This window comes from Pseudomonas sp. MF6767, assembly GCF_016405475.1.
GTDB lineage: Bacteria > Pseudomonadota > Gammaproteobacteria > Pseudomonadales > Pseudomonadaceae > Aquipseudomonas > Aquipseudomonas paracarnis.
Genome location: NZ_JAEKCY010000016.1, coordinates 52,462 through 66,719, shown reverse-complemented (window position 1 = coordinate 66,719; position 14,258 = coordinate 52,462). Strand labels below are relative to the sequence as shown.

Annotated in this window: 18 protein-coding genes; 10 read left to right on the top strand and 8 right to left on the bottom strand. The window is 60.2% G+C overall.

Annotation, left to right across the window (positions count from 1 at the left end; all coding sequences use genetic code 11):
- Positions 1-97: 97 nt before the first annotated feature.
- The gene (locus JFT58_RS22490; protein ID WP_014719876.1) at positions 98-553 is read right to left on the bottom strand and encodes a flavodoxin; all 456 of its coding nucleotides are present in this window, start codon (positions 551-553) and stop codon (positions 98-100) included.
- 129 nt (positions 554-682) lie between these two features.
- On the opposite strand from JFT58_RS22490, the gene JFT58_RS22485 reads away from it, so the two are divergent.
- Together JFT58_RS22485 and JFT58_RS22480 are read left to right on the top strand one after the other, a co-directional pair.
- Positions 683-1,150 (top strand): PAS domain-containing protein, encoded by a 468-nt coding sequence (locus JFT58_RS22485; protein WP_198834608.1) that lies wholly within the window; start codon positions 683-685, stop codon positions 1,148-1,150.
- 58 nt (positions 1,151-1,208) lie between these two features.
- On the top strand, positions 1,209-1,814 hold the full coding sequence (locus JFT58_RS22480; protein ID WP_034128738.1) for a hypothetical protein: 606 nt from the start codon (positions 1,209-1,211) through the stop codon (positions 1,812-1,814).
- Here the strand turns inward: JFT58_RS22480 and JFT58_RS22475 are convergent.
- Positions 1,805-2,767, bottom strand: coding sequence for a MerR family transcriptional regulator (locus JFT58_RS22475; RefSeq protein WP_054896972.1), 963 nt, complete (start codon positions 2,765-2,767; stop codon positions 1,805-1,807). The genes JFT58_RS22480 and JFT58_RS22475 overlap by 10 nt on opposite strands.
- A gap of 213 nt (positions 2,768-2,980) precedes the next feature.
- On the opposite strand from JFT58_RS22475, the gene JFT58_RS22470 reads away from it, so the two are divergent.
- From JFT58_RS22470 to JFT58_RS22445, 6 genes are read left to right on the top strand one after another with little or no spacing between them, the layout of a single operon-like run.
- The gene (locus JFT58_RS22470; RefSeq protein ID WP_054896973.1) at positions 2,981-3,538 is read left to right on the top strand and encodes a hypothetical protein; all 558 of its coding nucleotides are present in this window, start codon (positions 2,981-2,983) and stop codon (positions 3,536-3,538) included.
- 57 nt (positions 3,539-3,595) lie between these two features.
- A complete protein-coding gene (folM, locus tag JFT58_RS22465) occupies positions 3,596-4,306 on the top strand; it encodes a dihydromonapterin reductase (protein WP_054896974.1) in 711 nt (236 codons plus the stop codon).
- Positions 4,307-4,326: 20 nt separating this feature from the next.
- Positions 4,327-4,887 (top strand): GTP cyclohydrolase I FolE, encoded by a 561-nt coding sequence (folE, locus tag JFT58_RS22460; RefSeq protein ID WP_003194072.1) that lies wholly within the window; start codon positions 4,327-4,329, stop codon positions 4,885-4,887.
- A gap of 2 nt (positions 4,888-4,889) precedes the next feature.
- A complete protein-coding gene (gene folX / locus JFT58_RS22455) occupies positions 4,890-5,261 on the top strand; it encodes a dihydroneopterin triphosphate 2'-epimerase (protein WP_003194073.1) in 372 nt (123 codons plus the stop codon).
- Between the two features lie 15 nt (positions 5,262-5,276).
- Complete coding sequence (locus tag JFT58_RS22450) at positions 5,277-5,573, top strand: DUF1244 domain-containing protein (RefSeq protein WP_032879544.1); 297 nt, start codon at positions 5,277-5,279, stop codon at positions 5,571-5,573.
- Positions 5,566-5,904, top strand: a complete 339-nt coding sequence (locus JFT58_RS22445) for a HopJ type III effector protein (RefSeq protein WP_054896975.1) — start codon at positions 5,566-5,568, stop codon at positions 5,902-5,904. Before JFT58_RS22450 ends, JFT58_RS22445 begins: the two co-directional genes overlap by 8 nt.
- Positions 5,905-6,072: 168 nt before the next feature.
- Here JFT58_RS22445 and trxB read toward each other — a convergent pair whose 3' ends face one another.
- On the bottom strand, positions 6,073-7,035 hold the full coding sequence (gene trxB / locus JFT58_RS22440; RefSeq protein WP_010206474.1) for a thioredoxin-disulfide reductase: 963 nt from the start codon (positions 7,033-7,035) through the stop codon (positions 6,073-6,075).
- A gap of 294 nt (positions 7,036-7,329) precedes the next feature.
- Here trxB and cysZ point away from each other — a divergent pair, with 294 nt between their 5' ends.
- Positions 7,330-8,094, top strand: coding sequence for a sulfate transporter CysZ (cysZ, locus tag JFT58_RS22435; RefSeq protein ID WP_054896976.1), 765 nt, complete (start codon positions 7,330-7,332; stop codon positions 8,092-8,094).
- Positions 8,095-8,148: 54 nt separating this feature from the next.
- Positions 8,149-9,351 carry a glycosyltransferase family 4 protein gene (locus tag JFT58_RS22430; protein ID WP_034128746.1) on the top strand — a complete coding sequence of 401 codons (1,203 nt, stop codon included), beginning with the start codon at positions 8,149-8,151 and terminating at the stop codon, positions 9,349-9,351.
- Here JFT58_RS22430 and JFT58_RS22425 read toward each other — a convergent pair.
- From JFT58_RS22425 to cgtA, 5 genes are all read right to left on the bottom strand, one after another.
- Entirely contained in the window at positions 9,320-10,423 is a 1,104-nt protein-coding gene (locus tag JFT58_RS22425) for an NADH:flavin oxidoreductase (protein ID WP_034128747.1), read from the bottom strand. The two genes, JFT58_RS22430 and JFT58_RS22425, sit on opposite strands and share 32 nt — an antisense overlap.
- A 193-nt stretch (positions 10,424-10,616) precedes the next feature.
- Positions 10,617-11,099 carry a glutathione peroxidase gene (locus JFT58_RS22420; protein ID WP_054896977.1) on the bottom strand — a complete coding sequence of 161 codons (483 nt, stop codon included), beginning with the start codon at positions 11,097-11,099 and terminating at the stop codon, positions 10,617-10,619.
- A gap of 102 nt (positions 11,100-11,201) precedes the next feature.
- Positions 11,202-11,666, bottom strand: coding sequence for a CreA family protein (locus JFT58_RS22415; RefSeq protein WP_003194082.1), 465 nt, complete (start codon positions 11,664-11,666; stop codon positions 11,202-11,204).
- A gap of 16 nt (positions 11,667-11,682) precedes the next feature.
- The gene (proB, locus tag JFT58_RS22410; protein WP_019817476.1) at positions 11,683-12,801 is read right to left on the bottom strand and encodes a glutamate 5-kinase; all 1,119 of its coding nucleotides are present in this window, start codon (positions 12,799-12,801) and stop codon (positions 11,683-11,685) included.
- Between the two features lie 109 nt (positions 12,802-12,910).
- Positions 12,911-14,134, bottom strand: a complete 1,224-nt coding sequence (gene cgtA / locus JFT58_RS22405) for an Obg family GTPase CgtA (RefSeq protein WP_003194084.1) — start codon at positions 14,132-14,134, stop codon at positions 12,911-12,913.
- Positions 14,135-14,258 lie beyond the last annotated feature (124 nt).

Here is a 14,258-nt window from a genome sequence, read left to right as displayed (position 1 = left end):
TTCCTTGGCAGCCAGCTTGATGACTGAGCGAGTCAGTCAAGAGAATAGTACAAATACGTGTCAAACAAGCGCCGTCAATAACGGCGCTCCCTGGGGTTCAACCGCGCAGCGCGGTGATCAAATCGGCCAGCCAAGGCTCGGCGTCAGCTTCCGGGGTGACGCTTTCGCTGGCGTCCAGGCGCAGCATCGGCTGCACTTCGCGGATGCCCAGTTCGGCGAACAATTCGCGCATTTGTTCACCGCCGCCACAGAAGGTATCGCCATAGCTGGCGTCGCCCAGGCCGATGACCGCTCCCGGCAGGCCGCGCCAGGCGGCGGGCAGTTGGTCGCGGATGGTTGAGTACAGAGGCTGCAGATTGTCGGGCAGCTCGCCCATGCCGGTGGTCGAGGTCACTGCCAGGAATGCATCGGGAGCAAAGGCCTGCACGTCTGCCAGCGTGGCACGCGCGTTGTGCCAGGCGTTGAAACCTGCGTCCTTGAGGATTTCTTCCGCGTGGCGAGCGACTTCTTCAGCCGTACCGTAGACCGAGCCGGAGAGGATGGCGACTTTCATCAATCTGATCCTGTAGTTGAGTGAAAGCGTGGGATATTAGCAGCCCGTGCCAATATTTCAGTGCGCACCGTGCAACATTCCAGACTTGCCATAAACTGGCAAGGTCAAAACCAGGCCATGGACCGCTCTATGATTAACGCCAAACTGCTGCAAATGGTCGTCAATGCGTCCAACGACGGAATCGTTGTTGCCGAGCGCGAAGGCCGGGAGAAACCACTGATCTACGTCAACCCGGCCTTCGAAAGGATGACTGGCTACACGCTGGACGAGATCCTCTATCAGGACTGCCGCTTCCTGCAGGCGGGCGACCGCGACCAACCGGCCTTGATCGCCATTCGTGATGCACTCGACAGCGGCGGCACCTGCCGAGAGATCCTGCGTAACTACCGTAAGGACGGCACGCCTTTCTGGAACGAGCTATCGCTTTCGACCGTGTACAACGAGGTCGACAAGCAAACCTATTTCGTCGGTGTGCAGAAAGACGTCACCACTCAAGTCAAGACACAACAGCGTGTCGCCCAACTGGAAGCTCAGTTGGCCGAGCTCAAGAGCGAGCTCGCCGCACTCAAGGCGACGAGTGGATTTAACAAACTGTAAAAAATGCGGTCTTTAGAGCGATAATGGCTTTTTAATGCCTCAGCCTTGAGCCAGATCAATGCAACGCGACACGCTATTGACGCAGGACGAGCTGGATTTTATCCAGGACATGACACACAACCCGCAGCTCAACCTGCGGGATGCATGGTCGAGCCTGACGGTTAATGGCGGCGCACAGATTCGCGATCTGCTCACGCGGCTAGCGGCTCACGACCAGGTCACCATCCAGGCGCAGTTCGACAACCAGCAACTCACCTTCCCGTTGCACTTGGTGGAAGATGAGTTTCATGCTGTGCATTTACGCTTGGGCGTACCGAGCATTTTTGAAGATGGGCCGATGATCCGCCCGTGGCGCCTGGCGCTTGAAACGCCGGTGGCGCTGGAAAACATCAAGGGCTACTCCAGCGCGCTGTGGGTGCACGAAGTGTCATTCAAAGGGGTGCTGGTAGAGGTGCGTGGCCGGGTCAAACCGCCAAAGACGTTTTCCCTATGGTTCAGCCCTTCCGGCTACGAACGCATCGCCCTGCGCGGTACGCTGGAGCGGGTAACCGCCCGCGGCCTGTTCGCCTACCGCCTGAGCCAAAGCGATGCTGATGAGATCGAACGGTTACGCCAGTTCATCCTGCACCAGCATCGCCTGGTCCATCCTCACGTTCATGCCTGAGACTCCAGATGGCCGCTGAGCAGTTGCTGCAAGCGGCGCGGCATCAAGCGCCCGTCATTGCCCAGGCAACCAATCGATGCCCCCTCCAGGCTGAGTTCTGCCAGCTCTGACGCCTCTCCAGCCAGCAACAACGGGCAATCGAGGGTGAAGGCCAGGCGATTGAGCCGTGACGCCAACTCTGCGCCAGGGGCATGGTTGGAAAACAGCACCAGGGCTTGCGGCCGAGTGCGCTCGCAGATCAGCGTCAACTCATCCAGTGGCTGGCCAACGCCCAGGACCTTGACCGCCAGTTTCTCGCTCGACATCAACAAGCCCGCCACCAGCAACTCCAGCTCACGGCACTCTCCGGCAATGGCTGAGAGCAACACCCTGGGCACTGGCGAGGCACAGGCCATTTGCAGGCACCGTGCGACGCGCGAGCGCAGGAAACTGTCGAAGAACAGCCACTCGCTGGCTTGGCCAAAGCGGCCTTGGTGACGTAACAATTGCTGCCACAGCGGTACCAAAATGTCCTGGAACACCACGGTCGTCGAATAGACGCTGAAGATCTGGCCGTACAACCGGTCGAGCTCACGATCATCAAAGGCACTGATGGCCTGCCGCAGTTGCGCCTGCCATTGGCGCCACTCCAGCTCGGTATCGCTGCGTGACGCTGTAGCCGGCTCGTTGGGCTGTGGGTCGCGCGCCAAAAGCTTGCCGACTTTGCTCACCGCTACGCCACGCTCGATCCAGTCGAGGATGCGGTGCACGGTTTCGATATCGGTGCTTGAGTAAAGCCTGTGCCCACTTTCGGTGCGTACAGGCTGGATCAAACCGTAGCGACGCTCCCAGGCACGTAGCGTTACCGGGTTCACGCCTGTGAGTCTTGCCACTTCACGAATCGGAAACAGGCCCTCGCAGTCAGTGTGGCTGTCGGGTGTCGTTTCGCGAAGAGGCGCAGTGATTTCAGGCATCAGCAGTCAAAAAACTTGTATGAATTTGGATCCTATTTAACGCCGATTGAACTGCATGATTCAAGATCTACGGCGATCCATCCGAAGTTTCTGGCGTATTTGGGCAAAACCGGAATAATCCTTGCCTGTTCTTTTGCGTCGCTGCACCACCCCGCAGCTTCGTTCGTGCGCCGCCTACCCGGCTCGGCGCACTTGCTGATTTGGAGATATACGATGTCTACCTCACCCGTCACCCTGATGGTTGCGCGCCGCGTGGCCAAAGGTCGCTACGAAGAACTGATGGCCTGGCTGCGCGAAGGCGAGCAATTGGCGACTGACTTCCCCGGTTACCTGGGCTCCGGCGTGCTGGCGCCACCACCCCATGATGATGAATTCCAGATCATCTTCCGCTTCGCCGATGAAAAGACCTTGCACGCATGGGAGTTCTCCGCTTCGCGCAGCGCGTGGCTGAGCCGTGGCAGCGAGCTATTTGCCAACCCGTCGGAACACCGTGTCAGCGGTATCGATGGCTGGTTCGGCGCAGCGGGTGCCCGCCCGCCACGCTGGAAACAGGCGGTGGCCATCTGGTTGGCTTTTTTCCCGGTATCGTTGCTGTTCAACTTCGGCCTGGGGCCGCTGCTCAGCGAGTTGGACCTGTTCAGCCGCGTACTGGTGAGCACCGCAGCCCTGACCCCGTTGATGGTTTATTTCTTTATACCGCTGTCGACCCATCTGCTGGCGAACTGGCTGCACCCTTCGCCCCCTCGCAAAGTCACTGAAGCCGCCGCTTGAGTACAGGGAGGCCGGCGCGCTGGTATAGTTTGAGCCTGCCAGCGACTTGAGCCTCCCATGAATGCAACCAACGCTCCGATCCTGATCACCGGTGCCGGCCAGCGTGTCGGCCTGCATTGTGCCGAGCGCCTGTTGGATGAAGGCCAAGCGGTGATGTTCAGCTACCGCAGCGAACGCCCCGGCGTGCAGGCGCTGCGTGAGCGCGGTGCCATCGGCGTGTTTGCCGATTTCTCCAGCGAAGCCGGAGTGCTGGCTTTCATTGCCGCAGTCAAAACCCATACTCAAAGCCTGCGAGCAATCATCCACAACGCTTCAGCCTGGGTCGCCGAAACCCTGGGCGACGAAAGCCGTGCCTTTATCGACATGTTCAGCGTGCACATGCTTGCGCCGTATCTGATCAACCTGCATTGTTCACCTTTGCTGCAACGCTCGACACCCGCCGATATCGTGCATATCAGCGATGACGTGGTGCGCAAGGGCAGCCAGCAGCACATCGCCTATTGCGCCACCAAGGCCGGGCTCGACAGCCTCACGTTATCGTTTGCCGCACAGTTCGCGCCGCTGATCAAGGTCAACGGTATCGCACCGGCGATGGTGATGTTCAACGAAGGCGATGACGCGGCCTATCGCGCCAAGGTCCTGGCCAAGTCGGCCCTGGGCATCGAACCCGGGCCCGAGGTGATCTACCAGAGCGTGCGTTACCTGCTGGACAATCCCTATGTCACCGGTACCACCCTGACCGTCAACGGTGGGCGGCATATCAAGTAAGCCGTTTACGAGGATGTTGTATGACCTTATCCCTGCCCCACCACTACCGCGAGATCCTCAAGGGCCTGGGCGAAGACCCGCAGCGCGAGGGCCTGCTCGATACGCCCAAGCGTGCCGCCAAGGCCATGCAGTACCTGTGTCATGGCTATGAGCAGAATCTGGAGGAAATCGTCAACGGCGCGCTGTTCGCGTCCGACAATGACGAGATGGTGATCCTCAAGGACATCGAGTTGTACTCGTTGTGCGAGCATCACCTGCTGCCCTTCATCGGCAAGGCCCATGTGGCCTATATTCCGACCGGCAAGGTGCTGGGCCTGTCAAAACTGGCGCGCATTGTCGACATGTTCGCCCGGCGCCTGCAGATCCAGGAGAACCTCACGCGGCAAATCGCCGACGCCATCCAGGACGTGACCCAGGCCGCCGGCGTGGCGGTGGTGATCGAAGCCAAGCACATGTGCATGATGATGCGCGGCGTGGAGAAACAGAATTCAACCATGAACACCTCGGTGATGCTCGGCGCCTTTCGCGAGTCGAACACCACCCGCATGGAGTTCCTGCAACTGATTGGACGGAGCAAGTAGCAATGCCACAACTTCAACCAGGCATGGCGCGTATCCGGGTCAAGGACCTGTGCCTGCGCACCTTTATCGGCATCAACGAGGACGAAATCCTCAACAAGCAGGATGTGCTGATCAACCTGACCATCCTGTATGCCGCCCAGGAAGCCGTGCGTGACAACGACATCGACCACGCCCTGAACTACCGCACCATCACCAAGGCCATCATCGCTCACGTCGAAGGCAATCGCTTTGCCCTGCTGGAGCGCCTGACCCAGGAATTGCTGGACCTGGTGATGAGCAACGAATCGGTGCTGTACGCCGAAGTCGAAGTGGACAAGCCCCACGCGCTGCGCTTTGCCGAGTCGGTTTCGATCACTCTGGCCGCCAGCCGCTGATACTAAGTGAGCCCTATGAACGACCAACAACGCCTCGAACTCGAAGCCGCCGCCTTTCGCCGATTGGTGGCCCACCTGGACAGCCGCAAGGATGTGCAGAATATCGACCTGATGAACCTCGCCGGCTTCTGCCGCAACTGCCTGTCCAAGTGGTACAAGGCCGAGGCCGACGAACGCCAGATCGAGGTCAGCCTCGATGACGCGCGTGAAGTGGTGTACGGCATGCCGTACGCCGAGTGGAAAGCCCAATACCAGCAAGAAGCCAACGCAGACCAACAGGCCGCGTTCGCCAAAGGAAAGCCTCATGACTGATTTGAACACCCTGCGCGCCAGCCTCAACAGCGGCGAACACGCCTTTGCCGATACCTTGGCGTTCGTCGCGGCGGGTTACGACTACCAGCCGCAAGCCTTCATCAACGGCGGTGTGGAAAATGCCGCTGGGCAGAATGAAGGGTCGTGCAAGACCCTGGGTTTGGCGCTGCTGGAAGGGTTGAGTGATAAGGAAGCACTGCTGGCGTTTGGTGAGCATTACCGGTCGGTGGTGGCGACGCCTGAGGGCAGTGACCATGGCAATATCCGGGCGTTGATTGCCCATGGACTGGCCGCAGTGAAGTTTGCTGAACAGCCTCTGACTCGCCGCTGATTTAATAACCAACCCCGCTCAATGTGGGAGCCGGGCTTGCCCGCGATGGCGGTGGTGACTATCACACCGCTATCGCAGGCAAGCCAGCTCCCACATTTGTTTAGTGGTGTAGGTTAGATCGCAGGCATAAAAAAACCGGCTTTCGCCGATTTTTTTGAGTCAACGGGTTTAGAACGAAGCGTCCTTCAAACCGTCGAGGTAACGCTCGGCATCCAGGGCCGCCATGCAACCGGCGCCGGCCGAGGTGATGGCCTGGCGGTAAACGTGGTCTGCCACGTCGCCGGCAGCGAAGATACCTTCGATGTTGGTCGCAGTTGCATTGCCTTCGCGGCCGCCCTGCACCACCAGGTACCCGTCTTTGGCTTCCAGCACGCCTTCGAACAGTGAGGTGTTCGGAGTGTGGCCGATAGCGATGAACACGCCGTCGACTTTCAGCTCGTCGAAACTGCCGTCGTTGTTTTTCAGACGGGCACCGGTCACACCCATGTTGTCGCCCAGGACTTCATCCAGGGTGGCGTTGAGCTTGAGGATGATCTTGCCTTCAGCGACACGGGCGTGCAGCTTGTCGATCAGGATCTTCTCGGCGCGGAAGGTCTCGCGGCGGTGAACCAGGGTCACGGTGCTGGCGATGTTGGCCAGGTACAGCGCCTCTTCCACGGCAGTGTTGCCACCGCCGACCACGGCAACCGGCTTGTTGCGGTAGAAGAAACCATCGCAAGTGGCGCAGGCGGAAACACCCTTGCCCATGAACGCTTCTTCCGACGGCAGGCCCAGGTAACGCGCACTGGCACCAGTGGCAATGATCAGTGCATCGCAGGTGTACACACCGCTGTCACCGGTCAGGCTGTAAGGCTTTTTCGAGAAGTCGACCTGGTTGATATGGTCGAAGACGATCTCGGTTTCAAAGCGCTCGGCATGCTCTTTCATGCGTTCCATGAGCACCGGGCCAGTCAAGCCATGGACATCGCCCGGCCAGTTGTCGACTTCAGTAGTGGTGGTCAACTGACCGCCCGCCTGCATGCCGGTGATCAGCAACGGCTTGAGATTGGCCCGGGCAGCGTAGACAGCGGCGCTGTAACCGGCAGGGCCGGAACCGAGAATAATCACTCGGGAATGACGGGTATCAGACATGACTCACTCCTACCGACCGCCCGGACCACAGGGCGGCGGGAATAAAAAAGGACCGCGAAGCACTTGGGGAAGGCTTTGACTCGCCAGGTCCTGAAAAATAATGGGTGCAGCGTATCGAGGGGGGCAAGATTAAGGAAATACGCAATAACAATCCAGCTCATAGGTGTTCTCTATGCGTGCAATCAAGCTAATCGACACCTTTGTAACCCTGGATGTCGCCTACCTGCCCGCGCTTTCACATCAGGTGCAAAGCCGGTAAGGTCGGCGCGTTCGCCATTTTGCTCGGAGTACCCCATGCCCGCCCCTGCTCTTTCCGGCCCGCAATACCTGCGTGAAGGCCTCAAACTGGTGTTGAGCCCAGGCCTGCGCCTGTTTGTGCTGTTGCCGTTGGCGATCAACCTGGTGCTGTTCGTCGGATTGATCTATTTCGCCGGCCATCAGTTCAGCCTGTGGGTCGACAGCTTGATGCCGACGCTGCCCCACTGGCTAGGCTTTTTGAATTACCTGTTGTGGCCGCTGTTCGTCGTGCTGGTGGTGCTGATGGTGTTTTTCACCTTCACCATGCTCGCCAATATTATCGCCGCGCCGTTCAACGGGTTTCTCGCCGAGAAGGTCGAGGTCGTGGTACGTGGCACCGACGACTTCCCGCCGTTCAGTTGGGGTGAGCTGGCTGCCATGGTCCCGCGCACCCTGGCGCGGGAGATGCGCAAGCTGGGTTACTTCCTGCCACGTGCCATCGGCCTGTTCATCCTGTCGTTCATCCCGGTGGTCAACCTGATCGCGGCGCCGTTGTGGCTGCTGTTTGGCGTGTGGATGATGGCGATCCAGTACATCGACTACCCGGCCGACAACCACAAGCTGGGCTGGAACGAAATGCTCGCGTGGCTGCGCCAGAAACGCTGGCAGAGCATGAGTTTTGGCGGCATTGTCTACCTGGTACTGCTGGTGCCGGTGGTCAACCTGTTGATGATGCCAGCGGCGGTGGCCGGGGCGACGTTGTTCTGGGTGCGGGAGCAAGGCGCCGAGGCGATGGCGCAGCCGGCGGTGGCCAAGTCATAAATCCATCATCGCCCTGACACAATGACGACATGGCCCACGCAGACACTGTGGGTCATGACGACAGCCTCGCTTCACATCACCCTCATTACCGAAACCTTCCCGCCGGAAATCAACGGGGTGGCCAATACCCTTGGCCGCCTGTGCGAGGGTTTGCGTTCACGCGGCCATCAGGTCGAGCTGGTACGCCCACGCCAGAGTGCCGACCAAAACCGCTCCAGCGACGATGAACTGTTGCTGTGCCGCGGCTGGCCACTGCCGGGCTATCCAGGCTTGCAATGGGGCCAATCGTCAATGCGCAAGTTGCTGCGCCGCTGGACGCGGCAACGCCCGGATGTGCTGTATATCGCCACGGAAGGGCCGCTGGGGCTCTCGGCGCTGCGCGCTGCGAGGCGCCTGGGGATCGGCGTAGTCAGCGGCTTTCATACCAACTTTCAGCAGTATTCGAACCAGTATGGCTTGAGCCTGTTGAGCCGCGTGGTCACCCATTACCTGCGCTGGTTTCATAACCGCTCGAGCCTGACCCTGGTACCGAGCGCCAGCCAGCGCCTGGAGCTGGAGCGCCGGCATTTTGAGCGTCTGGATATGTTATCCCGGGGTGTCGACAGCCAATTGTTCCACCCGGCCAAACGCGATAACGCCATGCGTGAAAATTGGGGGTTGGAGAACCACGATATTGCCGTGCTGCATGTGGGACGCCTGGCCCAAGAGAAGAACCTGAGGCTGCTCAAGCGCTGCTTTGATGCCTTGCAGGCTGCCTATCCAATGCGGCGGATGAAGCTGATTGTGGTCGGTGATGGCCCCCAGCGCTCGTCGATGGAACACGATTTGCCCGATGCAGTGTTCTGCGGAACGCAGCGCGGCGAAGAGCTGGCAAGGCATTACGCCTCAGGGGATTTGTTCCTGTTCCCCAGCCTGACCGAAACCTTCGGCAATGTGGTGCTTGAAGCGATGGCGTCTGGCCTGGGCGTGGTGGCTTACGACCAGGCCGCCGCGAGCCAGCATCTGCGCCATGGCTATAGCGGCGCACTGTCGATGCCTGGGGATGAAGACGCATTTTGCGACGCGGCCATCTGGCTGCTGGAGGAGCGCGAAACGTTGCGCAGAGTGCGCTTGAATGCCCGACAACATGCCAGCCGTCAGGGCTGGCCGGCGATTATCGAGCAGTTCGAGCGCCAGTTGCGCGGGGTATGCGAGGACGGCCAACCGGTGCCCGCCCTCTTACCGCTCACACCAGAGTCATCAACGCCTCACGACTGAAGGGCAAGATGTCACTCTCGCGCCCTTCGCGCACCTTCACCGCCCAATCCGGGTCCACCAGCAAGGCACGGCCCACTGCCACGAGGTCGAACTCATCGTTGTTCAGGCGCTCCAGCAGTTTCTCCAGGCTGGCAGGCTGGGCAACTTTGTCGGTGTTGACCATGAACTGCAGGAACTCGCCATCCAGGCCCACGCTGCCTACCGTGATGGTTGGCTTACCGGTTAGCTGACGCGTCCAACCGGCGAGGTTAAGGTCGGAGCCTTCAAATTCCGGCTCCCAGAAACGACGGGTGGAGCAGTGGAAAATATCCACGCCAGCGTCAGACAGTGGCTTGAGAAACTCACCCAACGCCTCAGGGGTTTGCACCAGGCGCGCGGTGTAGTCCTGCTGCTTCCACTGGGAGAAACGCAAGATGATCGGAAAGTCCGGGCCGACAGCGGCGCGGGTGGCCTGGATCAGCTCAATGGCGAAGCGCGAACGGTTGGCCAGGCTGCCACCGTATTCGTCGGTGCGCTGGTTGCTGCCTTCCCAGAAGAACTGGTCCACGAGGTAGCCGTGGGCACCGTGGATTTCCACGCCGTCCATGCCGATGGCCTGGGCATCCTTGGCGGCCTGGGCGAAGGCGTTGATCACGTCCTTGATGTCCTGTTTGGTCATGCCGTGCACAACGACATTGCCGTCCTTGAGCTTTTCCATCGGGCCATAAGCCGGCACGCTGGCATCAGGCTCAGTGCCCATACGGCGCACACTGCCCACATGCCACAGCTGCGGAACAATCTTGCCGCCTTCGGCGTGGACTGCATCGACCACTTTCTTCCAGCCAGCCAAGGCGGCTTCACCGTAGAAATGCGGCACGTTGGGGTAGCCATTGGAGGCTGGGTGCCCGACCACGGTGCCTTCAGTGATGATCAAGCCCACACCGGCAGCGGCACGGCGGCGGTAGTACTCAATGACTTTGGAATTGGGTACGCCGCCAGGGGAGAACGAGCGGGTCATGGGCGCCATGACCACGCGGGTCGACAGTTGCAATGCACCGAGCTGGAAGGGTTTGAACAAGGCTTGGACGGGCATGGAACGCTCCACGGGAGAGTGAATTTATGATGCGGATAATATGGAGAGCCTGCAGCGCTGAGTAGCACTATTGATCTAAATGATTAAGGAGTAAAAGCGGGACGCGGAGCGCCCAGGGTGGCATTCCCACGCAGAGCGTGGGAACGATCAACGATCAACGCAGAGCGTAGGAACGATCAGGCCTTCACTGACGTCAGCTCAAGGCTTTTTCGATGGCCTGGATGATGGAGGGGTCTTCCGGGGGCGTGCGTGGTGAGAAGCGCGCAAGTACACGGCCATCCTTACCCAACAGGAATTTCTCGAAGTTCCAGGTGATATCCCCGGGGAATTCAGCGCCCTCGCCCGCCAGCAAACGGTACAACTGGTGCCGATCAGGCCCGTTGACCTCGATCTTGCTGCCCAGTGGAAAGGTCACGCCGTAGTTCAGGCTGCAGAACTGCTGAATCTGCTCCTCGGTGCCCGGCTCCTGGCCTGCAAACTGGTTGCATGGCAAGCCGAGCACTGTGAACCCTTGGTCCTTGTACTGCTGATAGAGGTTTTCCAACGCCGCGTATTGCGGGGTCAAACCACACTTGGACGCAACATTGACCACCAGCACAACTTGGCCCTTGAAAGGCGCCAGCGGTAGCGCTTGTCCGTCCAGGGCTTTGAGTTTCAGATCGTGGAAAGCACTCATGACGAACTCCAGATATCCCATGTTCTTTGCATTGCAGCCCTTCGGAGCTTACAACCGGCAAAGCTGCAATCATAGACGCCGGTGACAAAACTCGCCTGCAGGTTACTGAGCGGTCGGCCAGGGCAAAATCGGAATCGCCGTCACCGCATTCTGCGGGCTGCCTTCGATCAGGCGGTCGCTGTAGACCAGATACACCAAGGTGTTGCGCTTCTTGTCGAGGAAACGCACGACCTGCATGGTCTTGAACACCAGCGAGGTGCGCTCCTTGAACACTTCGTCGCCGTCCTTGAGCTCACCCTTGAAGTGGATAGGGCCCACCTGGCGGCAAGCGATCGAGGCTTCGGCACGGTCTTCGGCCAGGCCCAGGCCGCCCTTTACCCCGCCGGTCTTGGCACGGGACAAGTAGCAGGTCACGCCATCGACCTTGGGGTCGTCAAATGCTTCAACCACAATCCGATCGTTGGGGCCGACGAACTTGAACACCGTCGACACCTGGCCGACCTCTTCGGCCGAGGCCAGCAGCGGCATGGCCAGCAGCAGGCCGAGCAATCCCTTCATCACGCGCATCGTGTATTTCCTATGGTTAGACCAGGATCAGGTTGTCGCGGTGAACCAGTTCCGGTTCCGCCATATAGCCCAAGAGTCCGACAATGGCGTCGGAAGATTGTCCAATAATCTTCTGTGCTTCCAGGGCGCTGTAATTGGCCAGGCCGCGCGCAATCTCGCGACCGTCTGGCGCAACGCACACCACCATCTCGCCACGGCGGAAGCTGCCCTGCACCAACTTCACACCCACCGGCAGCAAGCTCTTGTTGCCTTGGGACAAGGCCGATACGGCCCCCGCATCCAGCACCAGCGTGCCACGGGTTTGCAGGTGCCCGGCCAACCATTGCTTGCGCGCCGCCAGCATGCCGCGTTCCGGCGACAGCAGCGTACCGATGCGCTCACCGGCCTTGAGGCGATCAAGCACGCGCTCCAGGCGCCCGCCGACGATGATGGTGTGGGCACCGGAACGCGCGGCCAGGCGAGCGGCGCGCAGTTTGGTCTGCATGCCGCCACGGCCCAGGGCACCACCGACACTGCCGGCGACCGCATCCAGCGCCGGGTCGTCGGCGCGGGCTTCATAGATAAGCTGGGCATCGGGGTTGTTGCGCGGGTCGGCGTCGAACATGCCATCGCGGTCGGTGAGGATCACCAACAGGTCAGCCTCTACCAGGTTGGCCACCAGGGCGGCCAGGGTGTCGTTGTCACCGAAGCGGATTTCGTCGGTGACCACAGTGTCGTTCTCGTTGATGACCGGGATGACCTTGAGCTCCACCAGCGCGCGCAAGGTGCTGCGGGCGTTGAGGTAACGCTTGCGGTCGGACAGGTCGTCGTGGGTCAGCAACACCTGCGCCGTGTGGCGGCCGTGCTCGGCAAAGCTGGACTCCCAGGCTTGCACCAGGCCCATCTGGCCGATGGCGGCAGCGGCTTGCAGTTCATGCATCGCGCTGGGTCGCGCGGTCCAGCCGAGGCGGCTCATCCCGGCGGCAACCGCTCCGGACGACACCAGCACCAACTCAACGCCTGCTTCATGCAAGGCCACCATCTGCTCGACCCAGACGCTCATGGCTGCGCGATCCAGACCTTTGCCATCCGCCGTCAACAGCGCACTGCCGATTTTCACGACCCAGCGCTGCGCACCTGTCACTTTGCTCCGCATCATCTTCAACCTTAGAGTGAGGGCCGCGCGACCCAGCGCTGCCCATAACGTTATACCCGGATACCAAAACGCCGCTCCAGAGAGCGGCGTTCAAGTTTATCGCAACGGATCAGTCACGCACGTAAATGATTTCCGGACCGTCTTCATCATCCACGTCTTCTTCGTCCCAATCATCGTCGCCGATGTCGTGGACCGACTTCACGCCGCTGCGGCGCAGAGCACGCTGGTCGTCCAGGGCCTGCAACTGGGCGCGGGCTTCGTCTTCGATCTGCTGGTCGAGTTCGGCGAGTTCGGCCTTGTACACCGGGTCGGCCGCCAGGCGGTCGGCACGGTCTTCCAGGTAACGCATGATGTCGCGGGTCAGGCGCTCGGTGCCTTCTTTGGCGATGGCCGAGATGACGTAGACCGGACCTTCCCACTCCAGGCGATCAACGATCTCCTTGACGCGCTCTTCGTGCTCTTCTTCAAGAATCTGGTCGCACTTGTTCAGTACCAACCAGCGATCGCGCTCGGCCAGGGCCGGGCTGAACTTGGTCAGCTCGCTGACGATGACTTCGGCGGCGTCTGCGGCGCTGGTGTCATCCAGCGGCGCCATGTCGACGAGGTGCAGCAGCAAACGGGTGCGGGACAAGTGCTTGAGGAAGCGAATACCCAGGCCCGCGCCGTCGGAAGCGCCTTCGATCAAGCCAGGAATGTCGGCGACTACGAAGCTTTTCCAGCGGTCGACGCTGACCACACCCAGGTTTGGCACCAGGGTGGTGAACGGGTAGTCGGCGACTTTCGGCTTGGCAGCCGACACCGAGCGAATGAAGGTACTTTTACCCGCGTTCGGCAGACCCAGCAGGCCCACGTCCGCCAGTACTTTCATTTCCAGCTTCAGGTCGCGCTGTTCGCCCGGCTTGCCCGGCGTGGTCTGGCGCGGTGCACGGTTGGTACTGGACTTGAATCGGGTGTTACCTAGACCGTGCCAACCGCCCTGCACAACCATCAGCTTCTGGCCGGCCTTGGTCAGGTCGCCAATCACTTCCTGGGTCGCAGAGTCGATGATCGTGGTGCCGACCGGTACGCGCAGTACCAGATCTTCACCTTTTTTACCGGTGCAGTCGGTGCTGCCGCCGTTGGAGCCACGCTCGGCATCGAAGTGCCGGGTGTAACGGTAGTCGACCAGGGTGTTGAGGTTTTCGTCGGCCATCATGTAGATGGAACCGCCGTCACCGCCGTCACCGCCGTTTGGACCACCGTTTTCGATGAATTTTTCGCGACGGAAACTCATGCAACCGTTACCGCCGTCGCCTGCTTTTACTCGGATGGAAACTTCATCAACGAACTTCATAACAAAACGCCTCTCGCCGCATGGACGAGCTTAAGAAACCAAGACATAAGACTCTTGCAAAAATGAGCGCAGCGACCTCAATCAGCGACCGCAAACCTGCGCCTGAGCTCATCACAAACAGCTT

Coding starts and splice junctions, on each gene's coding strand:
- folE (WP_003194072.1), top strand. CDS start 4,327: ATGACCTTATCCCTGCCCCACCACTACCGCGAGATCCTCAAGGGCCTG.
- JFT58_RS22450 (WP_032879544.1), top strand. CDS start 5,277: ATGAACGACCAACAACGCCTCGAACTCGAAGCCGCCGCCTTTCGCCGA.
- JFT58_RS22415 (WP_003194082.1), bottom strand. CDS start 11,666: ATGCGCGTGATGAAGGGATTGCTCGGCCTGCTGCTGGCCATGCCGCTG.
- trxB (WP_010206474.1), bottom strand. CDS start 7,035: ATGTCTGATACCCGTCATTCCCGAGTGATTATTCTCGGTTCCGGCCCT.
- JFT58_RS22420 (WP_054896977.1), bottom strand. CDS start 11,099: ATGAGTGCTTTCCACGATCTGAAACTCAAAGCCCTGGACGGACAAGCG.
- JFT58_RS22485 (WP_198834608.1), top strand. CDS start 683: ATGATTAACGCCAAACTGCTGCAAATGGTCGTCAATGCGTCCAACGAC.
- JFT58_RS22475 (WP_054896972.1), bottom strand. CDS start 2,767: ATGCCTGAAATCACTGCGCCTCTTCGCGAAACGACACCCGACAGCCAC.
- cgtA (WP_003194084.1), bottom strand. CDS start 14,134: ATGAAGTTCGTTGATGAAGTTTCCATCCGAGTAAAAGCAGGCGACGGC.
- JFT58_RS22480 (WP_034128738.1), top strand. CDS start 1,209: ATGCAACGCGACACGCTATTGACGCAGGACGAGCTGGATTTTATCCAG.
- proB (WP_019817476.1), bottom strand. CDS start 12,801: ATGCGGAGCAAAGTGACAGGTGCGCAGCGCTGGGTCGTGAAAATCGGC.
- JFT58_RS22490 (WP_014719876.1), bottom strand. CDS start 553: ATGAAAGTCGCCATCCTCTCCGGCTCGGTCTACGGTACGGCTGAAGAA.
- JFT58_RS22470 (WP_054896973.1), top strand. CDS start 2,981: ATGTCTACCTCACCCGTCACCCTGATGGTTGCGCGCCGCGTGGCCAAA.
- JFT58_RS22445 (WP_054896975.1), top strand. CDS start 5,566: ATGACTGATTTGAACACCCTGCGCGCCAGCCTCAACAGCGGCGAACAC.
- cysZ (WP_054896976.1), top strand. CDS start 7,330: ATGCCCGCCCCTGCTCTTTCCGGCCCGCAATACCTGCGTGAAGGCCTC.
- folX (WP_003194073.1), top strand. CDS start 4,890: ATGCCACAACTTCAACCAGGCATGGCGCGTATCCGGGTCAAGGACCTG.
- JFT58_RS22430 (WP_034128746.1), top strand. CDS start 8,149: ATGACGACAGCCTCGCTTCACATCACCCTCATTACCGAAACCTTCCCG.
- JFT58_RS22425 (WP_034128747.1), bottom strand. CDS start 10,423: ATGCCCGTCCAAGCCTTGTTCAAACCCTTCCAGCTCGGTGCATTGCAA.
- folM (WP_054896974.1), top strand. CDS start 3,596: ATGAATGCAACCAACGCTCCGATCCTGATCACCGGTGCCGGCCAGCGT.